12 protein-coding genes and 1 riboswitch are annotated in these 14843 nt (G+C 64.2%); of the genes, 8 read left to right on the top strand and 4 right to left on the bottom strand.

Going from position 1 to position 14843, the window contains the following annotated elements:
- Nucleotides 1–72 precede the first annotated feature (72 nt).
- The 3 genes from CFK21_RS14625 (at nt 73) to CFK21_RS14615 (ending at nt 3586) form a co-directional block, all read left to right on the top strand.
- Nucleotides 73–1536 (top strand): sensor histidine kinase, encoded by a 1464-nt coding sequence (locus CFK21_RS14625; protein WP_096367344.1) that lies wholly within the window; start codon nt 73–75, stop codon nt 1534–1536.
- A complete protein-coding gene (locus CFK21_RS14620) occupies nt 1533–2936 on the top strand; it encodes a sigma-54-dependent transcriptional regulator (protein WP_096367343.1) in 1404 nt (467 codons plus the stop codon). The genes CFK21_RS14625 and CFK21_RS14620 overlap by 4 nt, the downstream gene beginning before the upstream one ends.
- A 233-nt stretch (nt 2937–3169) precedes the next feature.
- A complete protein-coding gene (locus tag CFK21_RS14615) occupies nt 3170–3586 on the top strand; it encodes a DUF4168 domain-containing protein (RefSeq protein WP_096367342.1) in 417 nt (138 codons plus the stop codon).
- Between the two features lie 112 nt (nt 3587–3698).
- Here CFK21_RS14615 and CFK21_RS14610 read toward each other — a convergent pair whose 3' ends face one another.
- From CFK21_RS14610 to metK, 4 genes are all read right to left on the bottom strand, one after another.
- Entirely contained in the window at nt 3699–4430 is a 732-nt protein-coding gene (locus CFK21_RS14610; protein WP_096367341.1) for a 16S rRNA (uracil(1498)-N(3))-methyltransferase, read from the bottom strand.
- Between the two features lie 147 nt (nt 4431–4577).
- On the bottom strand, nt 4578–5435 hold the full coding sequence (metF, locus tag CFK21_RS14605) for a methylenetetrahydrofolate reductase [NAD(P)H] (protein ID WP_096367340.1): 858 nt from the start codon (nt 5433–5435) through the stop codon (nt 4578–4580).
- A gap of 100 nt (nt 5436–5535) precedes the next feature.
- Nucleotides 5536–6948, bottom strand: coding sequence for an adenosylhomocysteinase (ahcY, locus tag CFK21_RS14600; protein ID WP_096367641.1), 1413 nt, complete (start codon nt 6946–6948; stop codon nt 5536–5538).
- Nucleotides 6949–6963: 15 nt separating this feature from the next.
- Nucleotides 6964–7093, bottom strand: a riboswitch (S-adenosyl-L-homocysteine riboswitch).
- A gap of 145 nt (nt 7094–7238) precedes the next feature.
- Nucleotides 7239–8408: a methionine adenosyltransferase gene (gene metK, locus CFK21_RS14595; RefSeq protein ID WP_096367339.1), complete on the bottom strand. Its 1170-nt coding sequence runs from the start codon at nt 8406–8408 to the stop codon at nt 7239–7241.
- Nucleotides 8409–8559: 151 nt separating this feature from the next.
- Here metK and CFK21_RS14590 point away from each other — a divergent pair, with 151 nt between their 5' ends.
- The 5 genes from CFK21_RS14590 to CFK21_RS14570 all read left to right on the top strand — a co-directional run bounded on the left by CFK21_RS14590 (nt 8560) and on the right by CFK21_RS14570 (nt 14764).
- The gene (locus CFK21_RS14590) at nt 8560–9123 is read left to right on the top strand and encodes a thioredoxin family protein (RefSeq protein WP_096367338.1); all 564 of its coding nucleotides are present in this window, start codon (nt 8560–8562) and stop codon (nt 9121–9123) included.
- A gap of 281 nt (nt 9124–9404) precedes the next feature.
- Entirely contained in the window at nt 9405–9839 is a 435-nt protein-coding gene (locus tag CFK21_RS14585) for a hypothetical protein (RefSeq protein ID WP_096367337.1), read from the top strand.
- 331 nt (nt 9840–10170) lie between these two features.
- Complete coding sequence (gene tkt / locus CFK21_RS14580) at nt 10171–12159, top strand: transketolase (RefSeq protein ID WP_096367336.1); 1989 nt, start codon at nt 10171–10173, stop codon at nt 12157–12159.
- Nucleotides 12160–12314: 155 nt separating this feature from the next.
- Entirely contained in the window at nt 12315–13316 is a 1002-nt protein-coding gene (gene gap, locus CFK21_RS14575; RefSeq protein WP_096367335.1) for a type I glyceraldehyde-3-phosphate dehydrogenase, read from the top strand.
- Between the two features lie 263 nt (nt 13317–13579).
- Nucleotides 13580–14764, top strand: a complete 1185-nt coding sequence (locus tag CFK21_RS14570; protein WP_096367334.1) for a phosphoglycerate kinase — start codon at nt 13580–13582, stop codon at nt 14762–14764.
- Nucleotides 14765–14843 lie beyond the last annotated feature (79 nt).

Here is a 14843-nt window from a genome sequence, read left to right as displayed (position 1 = left end):
GAGAGGCCGCCGGGCTACGCCATGAGCGCCCATGTGCCAGAATGGCGCATGCATGAATCAATGGAGAACAGAATGGGACTCCAACACTACAACCTGCGCGCTGCCTTGCTGGTTTTCGTCCTGTTGCCCGTGCTGGCCCTGGCGGGATTGGCCGGCTGGTATACGCTGCAGCTGCTGGAGAGGCAGGGCGAGAAACGCATGCGGGACGAAATCGACCTGATCGCCCGCGCCATCCGTCAGCCCCTGGGCTATGCCATTGAACAGGGGCGCGAGGGCAGCCTGGCCCAGGCCCTGGACTCGGCCAGCCGCATCGGACGGGTCTACGGGGTCTATGTCTATGATTCCGACGGCAACCGCATCGGCACCAGTGGCCCGACGGCGCCCGCGGCCGGCAGTCGCCGCGCTGCGGAACTGGTGTCCGAGGGAGACCGCCGGGACGAATTTCAGCGAGTGGAGGGGGGCGAGGACGTCTATTCCTATTTTCTGCCCCTGGCCGACAGCGGGGGGCGCATCAGCGGTCTGCTCCAGGTCACGCGGCGGACCAGCGAGTTCCGGGACTATATCGCCCGTCTGCGCACCCAGGGGCTGGCGGCGTTGGTGCTGACCTCTCTGCTGCTGACCGTTGTCATCTATATCGGTCATCACAAGGCGGTGGGCTCGCATGTTCGCGCCATGCTGACGGCGATGCGCCAGGTCAGTCGCGGGCAGCGTGACCGGCGTCTGCCCATGCACGGCCCGCGCGAATTGAATCAGCTGGCGGTGGGCATCAATCGGATGCTGGAGAGCCTGACCACCCAGCGCGAGGTATTGGATGAACACCGGCGCGAGCAGGCCAGGCTGGAGGATCGACTGCACCAGTCCGAGCGCATGGCGGCCATCGGCCGTCTGGCTGCAGGGGTGGCGCACGAACTGGGCGCACCGCTCAACGTGGTCGACGGAAAGGCCCAACGCGCTCTGCGCCAGCCGGGGCTGGATCCCCATCTGGTCCGGGGATTGGAGGATATTCGCGCTGAGGTCAGACGGATGAATTTCATTGTCCGCCAGTTGATGGATTTCGGCCGCAATAATCCGCTGCAATGCCAGCCGGAGCGCGCCGACCGGCTGATACGCACGGTCCAGGCCCAGTGCGGCGACGCGGCGGCAGGTCGCGATGTCGTCCTGGAGATGGTTGGGCAGCCGCCGGCGCCGGTGTTGCCACTGGACCGGCTGCGGATGGAGCAGGCGCTGTCGAATCTGTTGCGCAATGCCCTGCAGGCGGCGACCGCACGGGTGCGTCTGGGATGGTTTGTCGAAGGCGATCAGGCGGGTTTCAGCATCGAGGACGACGGCCCGGGCATTCCGGCATCGGAGCGGGAGAAGATCTTCGAACCTTTTTACACCACCAAGGGGGTGGCCGAGGGGACCGGCCTGGGACTGGCCGTTGCCGCGGCTGCGGTCAAGGACCACGGTGGCCGGATCGAGGTCGATCCGGGTTCCATGGGTGGGGCGCGGTTCCGGATCCTGTTGCCCCTGGCCGATGCCGAGGTGCAGTCATGAGTTCAGCGCAGACAACAGCCGCCGCCCCGCAACGGGCCTTGGTGGTGGAGGACGATGCCGCCCTGCGCACGCTGCTGGTGGAGGAACTGGAGGATGCCGGTTATGCCGCCGAGGCGGTACCGGATGCCGAACAGGCCTGGCAGCGCCTGCAGGCCCGGGAACAGGACCTGGTGATCAGCGACCTGCGCCTGCCCGGCGCCGATGCCATGACTCTGCTGGGCCAGGTGCGGCAGTTGCCGGCCGCGCCCGGCTTCATCATCATCACCGCCTTCGGCACTGTCCCCCAGGCGGTGGAGGCGCTCAGAGAGGGGGCGGATGATTTCCTGACCAAGCCGGTGGACCTGGAGCACCTGCTGATGAGCGTGCGCCGGGTGAGCGAGACCCGGCGTCTGCGGCTGGAGTTGGCACGGTATCGGGCGCTGCTCGGCGAGGCGGACTTTCACGGCATGGTCGGCCGCAGTGCGCCCATGCAGCGCCTCTATGGCCAGATCCGTCAGATCGCCCGTGCCGCGGGTCCGGTGCTGATCGAGGGCGAGAGTGGCACCGGAAAGGAACTGGTCGCCCGCGCCCTGCATCGGGAGAGCGAACGCGCGGATGGCCCCTTTGTTGCCATCAACTGCGCCGCCATTCCCGCCGAATTGCTGGAGAGCGAACTGTTCGGGCATGCCGCCGGTGCCTTCTCCGGAGCGCAGAAGGCCCGGCGTGGCCTGTTCCTGGAGGCCAGTGGCGGCAGCCTGCTGCTGGACGAGATCGGCGAGATGCCGCTGGCGATGCAGGCCAAGCTGCTGCGGGTGCTGCAGGAGCAGACGCTGCGGCCGGTTGGCAGCGACCGCGAGGAAGGGGTCGATGTGCGCATCCTGGCCGCGACCAACAGCGATCTGGCCAGTGAGGTGAATGAGGGCGGCTTCCGTGAGGACCTCTACTACCGGCTCAACACCTTTGCCCTGCAGGTCCCGCCGCTGCGGGAACGGGGTGAGGACCTGGAACTGCTCACGGCGCGTTTCATCGATCAGTTCAGCGCCCGCCAGGATCATTCAGTGCAGGGCATCACTCAGGCCGCGCTGCGCCGGCTCCAGGCCTACAGCTACCCCGGGAATGTGCGCGAACTGGCCAATGTCATCGAATGGGCGGTGACCTTCTGCCATGAGAGCCAGATCGATCTGGTGCATCTGCCGGAGCGGCTGTCCGGGGCGGTGACGCTGGAGTCCGCGCCGGCAGCCGACGCGCCCCCGCCCTGGCGGGGAGAGGATGAACCCCTGCCTACACTGGCCCAGGTTGAACGGCGCTACATCGACCATGTGCTCGAACAAGTCGATGGCAACAAGCGCCAGGCTGCCCAGATTCTGGGCATCGGGCGCCGTACCCTGTACCGCCGCCTGGGCGAGAGTGACACCGACTGATCCGGGCGTCCGGCACATGTGCCGCTTTGCCACAGCCCTGATGCGATAAAGCGGCTGCCCGCAGTTCACGGGCGCGCAGCCCGAATGGCCCTTCACGCGTTCTGTCCTGTCTGCAACTTCTTGATGTTTGTTTTGTATTCCTGTTGTCCACCGGAGGGATCAGCGCTGCAGAAAGCAACTGGCATGGTGGTTGCTCCTGTCCCGTGTGCCATTCAATGAACACGGAGTAGACCATGATCAAATCTGTACTCGCACCCGTTGCAATCGCCCTCTGCGGACTGGGGCTGTCCTTCAGCGCGCAGGCTCAGGAATATGGCCAGGGTCAGGGGGGCGGCTACCCGCAACAGGGACAGCCGCCCGCTGCCCAGCAGCCCGGAGGTGCCACTGCGCCCCAGGTGGATCTCAGCGATCAAGAGATCAGCCAGTTCAAGGCGGCGTTCGACGAGATCAGCACCATCCGTCAGGCCTATGCCGGCGAACTGCAGAATGCCGAGGATCCGAACAAGGCGCGCGAACTGCAGCAGCGGGCGCAGTCCGAGATGGTGGAGGCCGTCGAGGATTCCGGGCTGTCCGTGCAGGACTATAACCGCATTGCCGGTGCCATCCAGCAGGACCCCGAACTGCGCAGCCAGGTACTGGGTACCAACTGAACCTGACGGTTCTGCCTCCTCCTTCATGATTGCCCCGCTTGGCGGGGCTTTTTTTGTTTTGGAGCGAGGAGTGAGGCAGGTCGGGTTAGCGTAGTCTAACCTGACCTGCGCGCTAGCGCAGATCCCCGTACAGGCACTGCAGGGCAGCCAGGGCGGCCAGCCCGGCGGTCTCGGTACGCAGGATGCGCGGGCCCAGGCGTACCCCCTGAAAGCCGGCGGCGCGGGCCTGGTCCCGCTCGGCCGGGGCCAGTCCGCCCTCGGGGCCGATGAGCAGGCTGAGGGCTGGCGTCTGCGCCAGGTCGTGCGGGCCGCGCTCAGCGGTCGGGTCCAGCAGCAGCCCGAGCCGGTCCGGGGCATGCGCGGCCAGCGCCGTATCCAGCGTCTGCATGCCGGCCAGTTCCGGCAGGCGGTTGCGGCCGCACTGCTCGCAGGCGTGGATGATGATGCCCCGCCAGTGCTGCATGCGCTTGTCCAGGCGCTCGCCGCTGAGCTTGACCTGGCTGCGTTCGGTGGCCAGCGGCACGATGCGGTTCACCCCCAGTTCCACCGCCTTCTGCAGGATCAGGTCCATCTTCTCGCCGCGCGCCACGCCCTGCAGCAGTTCGATGTCCAGCGGGGATTCGCGTTCCTGTGCGATATGTTCGCCGACCCTGACCTGAGCGCCTTCCCGGCGGGTGTCCTCGAGCGTGGCATGGTATTCGCCGCCATCGCCGTTGAACAGGATCAGGGCAGCGCCCGGTTTCAGTCGCAATACCTTCACGGCGTGACGCTGGGCGCGTTCGTCGAGCTGGGTGGTGGTGCCGCTGGCGAGCGGCTGGGGCAGGTAGATGCGGGGCGTGGGCATTACGCCAGCGCACGGGGTTGGGGGCAGTGACGGGAAACGCAGAGGACGCGGAGACGCCGAGACGCAGAGAATTCAATCCTGTTCATCTTTGCGCCTCTGCGTCTCTGCGGCCTTTGCGTTAATGTCGCCGAGGTATGGAAGGATCCGTCAGTCCCTGACCGGCAGACCCAGGTTCTTCCAGATGGCGATGGTCGGTGCCGAACGATTCATCACATAGAAATGGATGCCGGGCACACCGGCGTCCAGCAGGCGCTGGCACAGCGCGGAGACGACCTCTTCGCCGAATTTGCCCAGCGACTCCATATCGTCGCCGTAGGCGATCAGGCGCTGGCGGATCCAGCGCGGGATCTCGGCGCCGCAGGCGTCGGAGAAGCGGGCCAGCTGCTTGTAGTTGGTGATGGGCATGATGCCCGGCACGATCGGCAGGTCGATCCCCATCCTCTCGCAATCATCGACGAAACGGAAATAGGCGTCGGCATTGAAGAAGTACTGGGTGATCGCGGTATTGGCGCCCGCGTCGACCTTGCGCTTGAAGTTTTCCAGATCCTCGAAGGCGGTCGGTGCCTGGGGATGGAACTCCGGATAGGCCGCAACCTCCAGCTTGAAGGTATCGCCGGTCTCGGCGCGGATGAACTCCACCAGTTCATTGGCATAGCGGAATTCGCCGGTGTCGCGCATGCCGGAGGGCATGTCGCCCCTGAGGGTGACGATACGGCGCACGCCCGCGTCCTTGTAGCGCTGCAGCAGTTCACGGATGTTGTCCCGGGTCGAGCCGATGCAGGACAGGTGCGGCGCGGCGTCGCCACCGGACTTGATGATCTCGGCGACGGTCTCGTAGGTGCCTTCCTGGGTGCTGCCGCCGGCACCGAAGGTCACGGAATAGAAATTGGGATTGAGCTTGTCCAGCCGCGAACGGGCCAGGCGCAGTTTCTTGGCGCCTTCCTCCGTTTTGGGCGGGAAGAACTCAAAGCTGTAGGATTTCTCGTACTTTTGCTGAGTTTTCATAGGTAGGCTTCTGATCTGTTGGCAGGTGGTTGAAGACAGTAGGCGATGGCGGGGCGACGGCGTCTGCCGTCGCCCCTCGCCGGTGTTTCAAACTGCCTGATCAGTAGCGGTAGTGCTCGGGCTTGTACGGACCCTCGACCGGCACGCCGATGTAGTCGGCCTGTTCCTTGCTCAGCTTGGTCAGCTTCGCACCGATCTTCTCCAGGTGCAGGCGGGCGACTTCTTCATCCAGGTGCTTGGGCAGGATGTAGACATCGTTGTCGTACTGGTCACCCTTGGTGAACAGCTCGATCTGTGCCAGCACCTGGTTGGTGAAGGAGTTGGACATCACGAAGCTCGGGTGGCCGGTGCCGCAGCCCAGATTCACCAGGCGGCCTTCGGCCAGCATGGTCACGCGGTGACCGTCGGGGAAGACGATCTGGTCGACCTGCGGCTTGATGTTGATCCACTCGTGCTTGCGGGTCTGCTCGATCTGGATCTCGTTGTCGAAGTGACCGATGTTGCAGACGATGGCCTGATCCTTCATGGCGGCCATGTGGTCATAGGTGATGATGTCCTTGTTGCCGGTGGTGGTCACGAAGATGTCGCCCAGCGGTGCGGCCTCTTCCATGGTCACCACGCGGTAGCCTTCCATCGCGGCCTGCAGGGCGCAGATCGGATCGATCTCGGTCACCCACACGGTCGCACCCAGGCCACGCAGCGACTGAGCCGAGCCCTTGCCGACGTCGCCGTAGCCGCAGACCACGCCGATCTTGCCGGCGATCATGGTGTCGGTGGCGCGCTTGATGCCGTCGACCAGAGACTCACGGCAGCCGTACAGGTTGTCGAATTTGGACTTGGTCACCGAGTCGTTGACGTTGATGGCGGGGAAGGCCAGTTCGCCCTTCTTGGCCATGTCATACAGACGGTGCACGCCGGTGGTGGTCTCCTCGGTCACGCCCTGGATGTTCTTCTTGATGTTGGAGTACCAGTTCGGGGACTCCTTGAGCTTGGCCTTGATGGCGTTGAACAGGGCCACTTCCTCTTCGCTGCTCGGGTTGTCCAGCACGGAGAGGTCGGACTCGGCCTTGGTGCCCAGCATGATCAGCATGGTGGCGTCGCCGCCGTCGTCCAGGATCATGTTCGGGGTCTCGTCGCCGAACTCCATCAGCTTGTGGGTGAAGTCCCAGTACTCTTCCAGACTCTCGCCCTTGTAGGCGTAGACCGGCACGCCGCTGGCGGCGATGGCGGCGGCGGCGTGATCCTGGGTGGAGAAGATGTTGCAGGACACCCAGCGCACTTCGGCGCCGAGCGCGACCAGCGTCTCGATCAGCACGGCGGTCTGGATGGTCATGTGCAGGCTGCCGGCGATGCGCGCGCCCTTGAGCGGCTGCTCGTCACGGTATTTCTCGCGCGTGGCGATCAGACCGGGCATTTCGGTCTCGGCGATATCGATTTCCTTGCGACCCCAATCGGCGAGATTGATGTCGGCAACCTTGAAGTCAGTGAAGTTCTTGTCCATCACGGCGTTCATGTAGTTGGTCTCCCAAGTTACCGAGCGCAGTTGTTCATCCTGAACCCGCTTTCTCCGAGCCTGGCAGGAGGCGGCGGAGTTTATGGGTCGGGGCGGGCCCTGATCCCATAAACTCCGCGCTCCTGTTGCAACGCTCCTCGAAGCGCGGTTGACTGTTCTCTAACAGTCGTTACATAAAAAACCTGTTAAGGAATTTCTGATCATTCCTTTTCCCGTCATTCCCGCGAAGGCGGGAATCCATGGTTTTCAGAAACCTGGATGCCCGTCTGCACGGGCATGACGGATTGAATTCAATGCAGGCCGGCGCCGTCGCGCAGCAGTTCGGCCTTGTCGGTGCGTTCCCACGGCAGGTCGATGTCGTCCCGACCCAGGTGACCGTAGGCAGCGGTCTGCTGATAGATCGGCTGCAGCAGATCCAGCATGGTGATGATGCCCCAGGGGCGCAGGTCGAAGTGCTCGCGCACCAGGGCGGTGATTCTGTTTTCCTCGATGTGGTGGGTGCCGAAGGTCTCCACCGTGATCGAGGTCGGCTCGGCCACGCCGATGGCGTAGGACACCTGCAGTTCGCAGCGGTCGGCCAGCCCCGCGGCGACGATGTTCTTGGCCACGTAGCGGCAGGCGTAGGCCGCGCTCCGGTCCACCTTGGACGGATCCTTGCCGGAGAAGGCGCCGCCGCCGTGGCGGGACATGCCGCCGTAGGTGTCGACGATGATCTTGCGTCCGGTCAGGCCGCAGTCGCCCATCGGTCCGCCGATCACGAAGGTGCCGGTCGGATTGATGTGGATCCGGTTCGGGTCGCACCCCGTCAGCCAGCCTTCCGGGATCACCGGTTTGATGATCATTTCGTAGACGGCTTCCTTGAGTTGCGGCAGCGAAATCTCCGGCGAGTGCTGGGTGGAGAGCACGATGGCCTCCACCCCCACGGGCTTGAGATCCTTGTAGCGGAAGGTGACCTGACTCTTGGCGTCGGGGCGCAGCCAGGGCAGTTCGCCATTCTTGCGCAGTTCGGCCTGGCGCCGCACCAGCCGGTGGGCATAGGTGATCGGCGCCGGCATCAGCACTTCGGTTTCGTTGCTGGCGTAGCCGAACATCAGGCCCTGATCGCCCGCGCCCTGCTGCTCGCGCGTCGCCCGGTCCACGCCCTGGCGGATGTCGGGTGACTGCTCGCCGAGGGCGTTGAGTACGGCGCAGGTATGGCCGTCGAAGCCGATGTCGGAGCTGGTGTAGCCGATGCCGTTGACGGTGTTGCGTACCAGTTCCTCGTACTTGAGACTGGCGCTGGTGGTGATCTCGCCGGCCAGGACCACCATGCCGGTCTTGACCAGGGTCTCGCAGGCCACGCGGGCGTGCGGGTCCTGGGCGATGATGGCGTCCAGGACGGCATCCGAGATCTGGTCGCACATCTTGTCCGGATGCCCCTCCGAGACGGACTCGGAGGTGAACAGGAAGTCGTTTGACATGTATTTTGCGTTGCAGCCTCAAAGAGCCCGCTATAGTAACAAATATTTGTGCAAATATATAGCCGGGTCCTTACGTCACCGGTCACGGACGTTATAATGTCCATCAGGTGCGAATTGACTGAAACCCTAATGAAAGCGAGGAATTAGCGATATGGTGTCGTTGGAAACCCCCGTATGCGACTTCGGCCGGCCGGCGGTCGATTTCTCCCTGCCCGGCGTGGACGGCAGGACCTGGACCCTGCAGGACTGCCGCGGCGAGAAGGGGCTGCTGGTGATGTTCATCTGCAACCACTGCCCCTATGTGAAGGCCGTGCGCGATCGCATCGTGCGCGACGCCCGGGAACTGAAGGAGAAATACGGCATCAACAGCGTGGCCATCATGTCCAATGACCCGAGCGACTATCCCGAGGACAGCTTTGACAACATGAAGCAGGTGGCCGAGGAGTTCGATTTCCCCTTCCCCTACCTGCTGGACGAGACCCAGGAGGTGGCCAAGGCCTATGGCGCGGTCTGCACCCCGGATTTCTTCGGCTACAACGCCGACCTGGAACTGCAGTACCGGGGCCGGCTGGATGAAAGCCGCAAGGAGGCCGCCGCGCCCGATGTGAAGCGCGACCTGTTCGAGGCCATGGTCCAGGTGGCCGAGACCGGGCAGGGCCCGGCCGAGCAGATCCCCAGCATGGGCTGCTCCATCAAATGGAAGGAAGAGGCCTGAGGGTCAGGACTCCCCCGTCATTGCGAGGCGCGAAGCGCCGTGGCAATCCCGGCCGGCGGCTATGCCGTTACGAGATTGCCACGCTTCTCCCACAGAATCCCTGCGGGCTTCATTGTGGGTACCCCACCCTTCGGGTCTGGGCATCGCAATGACGGGGTGTCTTTTACTAATTGTTTTTAAGGTTAAATTTTCCATCTCTGCGCCCCTGCGCCTCTGCGTTGAAGGGTTTTTTGCAAAACGTGCTTGCCACTCGTGCCCGAATGGCGCCCATAATAAGGTATATGAACGGGTTCGAGACCTTCTTTCGGGATGAGCCGATCGAGGCCCGGGAGCTGACTCTCCCGGCCCGTACCTACAATCTGGCCCACGTTGCCCTCCAGCGCTCGGGCCGGGACTGCGTCTTCGTACCCATCCGCAGCATGCAGTTCATGGCGGTGATCGACGCCGAGGAGATCATCTTCGTCGACATCGAGGCCAAGCACCTGGTCGAGGTGGCCTGGAGCCACTTCCGTCCCCAGGCCCGCGCCGCCCTGGATCAGCCCGTGCCCTACCGGCTGGAGATCTACCTGGACAAGGGCCGGGAGAGCGCCAGGCGGCTCCAGGGCGAATTCGCCAAGGCGCTGGAAGAAATGGAAAAACGCCATCTGAGCCGGCAGCAGTCCGAGCACGCCGGCGAAGTCCTTCCCCTGCCGGGCAGACCGCCTTCCCGTTCCTGAGCCGGCACCGGGCTAATGCCCGTATAAAATCGGCCTCCGCCCCCCGCTATTGCGACACCGCACCAACTAGGGGAAAATACGCCGCTCTCCCGGGCCCGGGTGATGCCACTTCCAGCGCGCCCCCGAGGTTGTTGAGGCCGTAGACGGCCCGGTCCCCGCGCGGACCGGATGCGTGACAGTCCATGCGCCCTGCGAGCCGGTACGGCTGTCGAGGGTGCATTTTCGTTTTACCGGGAAGAAAAATTTACCAGGAATTACGGCGGCGACGCCCGGCAGGGGCGGTGCTGCGACTTCACAAGATTTCTTAATAAAGCGTTTACAGGAGAGAGCTATGCCTTCTCGCAGAGAGCTTGCCAATGCCGTTCGTGCACTGAGCATGGACGCCGTCCAGAAGGCCAAGTCCGGCCATCCCGGCGCCCCCATGGGCATGGCGGACATCGCCGAGGTGCTGTGGAACGACTTCATGAAGCACAATCCGGCGAACCCGGGCTGGTATGACCGCGACCGCTTCGTCCTGTCCAACGGCCACGGCTCCATGCTGATCTACTCCCTGCTGCACCTGACCGGCTATGAGCTGCCGATGGAAGAGCTGAAGAACTTCCGGCAGCTGCACTCCAAGACCCCGGGCCATCCCGAGTACGGCTACACCCCCGGCGTCGAGACCACCACCGGCCCGCTGGGTCAGGGCATCAGCAACGCCGTGGGCATGGCCCTGGCCGAGCGCACCCTGGCCGCGCAGTTCAACCGCGACGGCCATCACATCGTCGACCACTACACCTACGTGTTCATGGGCGACGGCTGCATGATGGAAGGCATCTCCCACGAATCCTGCGCCCTCGCCGGCACCCTGGGCCTGGGCAAGCTGATCGCCTTCTGGGATGACAACGGCATCTCCATCGACGGCCACGTCGACACCTGGTTCACCGACGACACCCCCAAGCGCTTCGAGGCCTATGGCTGGCACGTGGTGCGCGGCGTGGACGGCCACGACCCGGAAGCCGTGGCCAAGGCCATCCACGAGGCCAAGTCGGTCAACGACAAGCCCACCCTGATCTGCACCAAGACCGTGATCGGCTATGGCGCGCCCAACCTGTGCGGCAGCCACGACTGCCACGGCGCCCCGCTGGGCGAGGACGAGATCAAGGCCACCCGCGAGAACCTGGACTGGAAGCACGATGCCTTCGTGATCCCGGACGAGATCTATGCCGGCTGGGACGCCAAGGACAAGGGTTCGAAGGCCGAGGCCGAGTGGAACGAGAAGTTCGCCGCCTACAAGGCCGCCTTCCCCGATATGGCCGCCGAGTTCGAGCGCCGCATGAAGGGTGAGCTGCCGGCGAACTGGAACGAGACCGCCGAGGCCTTCATCAAGAGCTGCGACGAGGCCGGCGCCTCCGACCCGACCCGCAAGGCCTCGGGCAACGCCATCAAGGCCTTCGCCAAGGTGCTGCCCGAGTTCGTCGGCGGCTCGGCTGACCTGACGCCGTCCAACAACACCTCCTGGCCGGAGTGCAGGCAGATCACCAACACAGTGGCCGACGGCAATTACATCTCCTACGGTGTGCGCGAGTTCGGCATGTCCGCCATCATGAACGGCATGGCGCTGCACGGCGGCGTGAAGCCCTTCGGCGGCACCTTCCTGATGTTCTCCGAATATGCCCGCAACGCCCTGCGCATGGCCGCCCTGATGAAGGTGCCGACCCTGTTCGTCTACACCCACGACTCCATCGGTCTGGGCGAGGACGGTCCCACGCACCAGCCGGTCGAGCAGATCTCCACCCTGCGCCTGATGCCCAACATGTCGCTGTGGCGTCCCTGTGACACGGTCGAGACCGCCGTGGCCTGGAAGGCCGGCATCGAGCGCAACGACGGCCCGACCTCGCTGATCTTCTCGCGCCAGAACCTGGCCCACATGTCGCGCAGCGCCGACCAGATCGCCAACATCGCCAAGGGTGGCTACGTGCTGCGCGACTGCGACGGCGAGCCGGAGGCCATCATCATCGCCACCGGCTCCGAGGTCGAGATCGCCATGCAGGCCGCCGACAGCCTGAGCGGTCGGAAGATCCGCGTGGTGTCCATGCCCTCGACCGACGTCTTCGACGCCCAGGATGCCGCCTACAAGGAATCCGTGCTGCCGAAGAGTTGCACCAAGCGGGTGGCGGTCGAAGCCGGTGTCACCGATTACTGGCGCAAGTACGTGGGCCTGGACGGCGCCGTGATCGGCCTGGACCGCTTCGGCGAGTCCGCGCCTGCCGGACAGCTGTTCAAGGAGTTCGGCTTCACCGCGGAGAACGTCGCCAAGACGGTGGAAGGCATTCTGTAAGGACTTCTACCCAACAACCGTCATTGCGAGCGAAGCGTGGCAATCTCGTAATGCGGCAGGAGCGGTAAGAGATTGCTTCGTCACTTCGTTCCTCGCAATGACGGCCAAGACAAAGATTTCGTGACTAAGTAGATACTCAGAAATGGAGACAGACAATGGCAATTAAGATCGGTATCAATGGTTTCGGCCGCATCGGCCGCATGGTCTTCCGCGCCGTGGCGAAGGATTTCCCGGAGATCGAGATCGTCGGCATCAACGACCTGCTGGAGCCGGACTACCTGGCCTACATGCTGAAGTACGACTCCGTGCACGGCCGTTTCGACGGTGACATCTCCGTCGAGGGCAACAACCTGGTCGTCAACGGCAAGAAGATCCGCCTGACCGCCGAGCGTGACCCGGCCGCCCTGAAGTGGGGCGATGTCGGCGCCGAGATCGTGGTCGAGTCCACCGGTCTGTTCCTGACCGAAGAGACCGCGCAGAAGCACATCGACGCCGGCGCCAAGAAGGTCGTGATGTCCGCCCCGTCCAAGGACGCCACTCCGATGTTCGTCTACGGCGTCAACCAGGACGCCTACAAGGGCGAGACCATCGTCTCCGCCGCTTCCTGCACCACCAACTGCCTGGCCCCGGTGGCCAAGGTGCTGCATGACAAGTACGGCATCAAGCGCGGCCTGATGACCACCGTCCACGCCGCCACCGCCACCCAGAAGACGGTCGACGGTCCTTCCCAGAAGGACTGGCGCGGCGGCCGCGGCATCCTGGAGAACATCATCCCGTCCTCCACCGGTGCCGCCAAGGCCGTGGGCAAGGTCCTGCCTGATCTCAACGGCAAGCTGACCGGTATGGCCTTCCGCGTCCCGACTTCCGATGTCTCCGTGGTCGACCTGACCGTCGAGCTGGACAAGGAAGCCAAGTACGACGACATCTGCGCCGCCATGAAGGCCGCCTCCGAGGGCGAGCTGAAGGGCGTGATGGGCTACACCGAGGAGAAGGTGGTGTCCACCGACTTCCGCGGCAACAGCGCCCCGTCGACCTTCGATGCCGAGGCCGGCATCGCCCTGGACGGTACCTTCGTCAAGGTCGTGTCCTGGTACGACAACGAGTACGGCTACACCTGCAACATGATGCGCTTCGTGGAGCACGTCGCGAAGAACTGATGCCGCAGGTATCAGGGGCCAGGGGCAAGGGATCAGCGACAAGCTGTCCCCGGCCCCTGTAACCTGAGCCTTCTGCGGTTTCAGGATGAACGATGGTTGATTTATGCCGTCATCCCGGCGAAGGCCGGGATCCAGAAGCCGCAGTCGGTTTTCAAACCGCTGGATTCCGGCCTTCGCCGGAATGACGTGGTGGCTGGAAAACGATTCGTCATGCCCGTGGGCATCGCAAATCGCTTTCAACAAATTAAACACAGGAGTTGTGCATGACTTCCTTTACCAAGCTCACTGACCTCGACCTGTCCGGCAAGCGGGTGCTGATCCGCGCCGATCTGAACGTCCCGGTGAAAAACGGCAAGGTGACCTCCGATGCCCGCATCACCGCCTCCATGCCGACCATCGAGCACTGCATGAAGGCCGGGGCCAAGGTCATGGTGATGTCGCATCGCGGCCGTCCCGAGGAGGGCGTGGCCGACGAGGAGAACTCCATGCAGCCCATCGCCGAGGACATGGCGGCCAAGCTGGGCAAAGACGTGCGCCTGGTCAGGGATTACCTGGACAAGGCCCCCGAGGTCGCCGGCGGCGAAGTGGTCCTGCTGGAGAACGTGCGCTTCAACAAGGGCGAGAAGAAGGACGACGAGACCCTGGCCAAGAAGTACGCCAGCCTGTGCGACGTCTACGTGATGGATGCCTTCGGCACCGCGCACCGCGCCCAGGCCTCGACCCATGGTGCCGGCAAGTTCGCCCCGGCCGCCTGCGCCGGTCTGCTGCTGGCCGAGGAACTGGAGGCCCTGCAGAAGGCCCTGGCCAATCCCAACCGGCCCATGGTCGCCATCGTCGGCGGCTCCAAGGTCTCCACCAAGCTGACCGTGCTCGAATCCCTGTCCACCAAGGTGGACCAGCTCATCGTCGGCGGCGGCATCGCCAACACCTTCATCAAGGCCGCCGGCCACAATGTCGGCAAGTCCCTCTACGAGCAGGACCTGGTGGCCGAGGCCAAGCGTCTGATGGAGGCGGCTGCCGCCAAGGGCGGCGAGATCCCGGTGCCGGTGGACGTGGTGGTCGGCAAGGAGTTTTCCGAGAATGCCGAGGCCGTCACCAAGAAGGTGGACGAGGTCGCCGACGACGACATGATCTTCGACGTCGGTCCCGAGACGGCCGGCCGCTACGCCGAAATGCTCAAGAATGCCGGCACCATCGTCTGGAACGGCCCGGTCGGTGTGTTCGAATTCGACCAGTTCGGCGCGGGCACGAAGGCGCTGGGTCTGGCCATCGCCGAGTCCAACGGTTTCTCCATCGCCGGCGGCGGCGACACCATCGCCGCCATCCAGAAGTACGACATCTACGACAAGGTGTCCTACATCTCCACCGCCGGCGGTGCCTTCCTGGAGTTCCTGGAAGGCAAGACCCTGCCGGCCGTGGCCATGCTGGAGGAGCGCGCGAAGGGGTGATTTTCAGTGAGGTGTGAGGGGGTGAGGAGTAAAACCGGTCACGGTCGTCTCACGCCTCACGCCTCACTCCTTACTCCTT

It is taken from the genome of Thiohalobacter thiocyanaticus (assembly GCF_002356355.1).
Taxonomy (GTDB): Bacteria; Pseudomonadota; Gammaproteobacteria; order Thiohalobacterales; family Thiohalobacteraceae; genus Thiohalobacter; species Thiohalobacter thiocyanaticus_A.
Note: the sequence above shows the minus strand (reverse complement) of the source record. Positions and strands in the feature narration are given on the sequence as shown.

Coding starts and splice junctions, on each gene's coding strand:
- CFK21_RS14625 (WP_096367344.1), top strand. CDS start 73: ATGGGACTCCAACACTACAACCTGCGCGCTGCCTTGCTGGTTTTCGTC.
- CFK21_RS14620 (WP_096367343.1), top strand. CDS start 1,533: ATGAGTTCAGCGCAGACAACAGCCGCCGCCCCGCAACGGGCCTTGGTG.
- CFK21_RS14615 (WP_096367342.1), top strand. CDS start 3,170: ATGATCAAATCTGTACTCGCACCCGTTGCAATCGCCCTCTGCGGACTG.
- CFK21_RS14610 (WP_096367341.1), bottom strand. CDS start 4,430: ATGCCCACGCCCCGCATCTACCTGCCCCAGCCGCTCGCCAGCGGCACC.
- metF (WP_096367340.1), bottom strand. CDS start 5,435: ATGAAAACTCAGCAAAAGTACGAGAAATCCTACAGCTTTGAGTTCTTC.
- ahcY (WP_096367641.1), bottom strand. CDS start 6,948: ATGAACGCCGTGATGGACAAGAACTTCACTGACTTCAAGGTTGCCGAC.
- metK (WP_096367339.1), bottom strand. CDS start 8,408: ATGTCAAACGACTTCCTGTTCACCTCCGAGTCCGTCTCGGAGGGGCAT.
- CFK21_RS14590 (WP_096367338.1), top strand. CDS start 8,560: ATGGTGTCGTTGGAAACCCCCGTATGCGACTTCGGCCGGCCGGCGGTC.
- CFK21_RS14585 (WP_096367337.1), top strand. CDS start 9,405: ATGAACGGGTTCGAGACCTTCTTTCGGGATGAGCCGATCGAGGCCCGG.
- tkt (WP_096367336.1), top strand. CDS start 10,171: ATGCCTTCTCGCAGAGAGCTTGCCAATGCCGTTCGTGCACTGAGCATG.
- gap (WP_096367335.1), top strand. CDS start 12,315: ATGGCAATTAAGATCGGTATCAATGGTTTCGGCCGCATCGGCCGCATG.
- CFK21_RS14570 (WP_096367334.1), top strand. CDS start 13,580: ATGACTTCCTTTACCAAGCTCACTGACCTCGACCTGTCCGGCAAGCGG.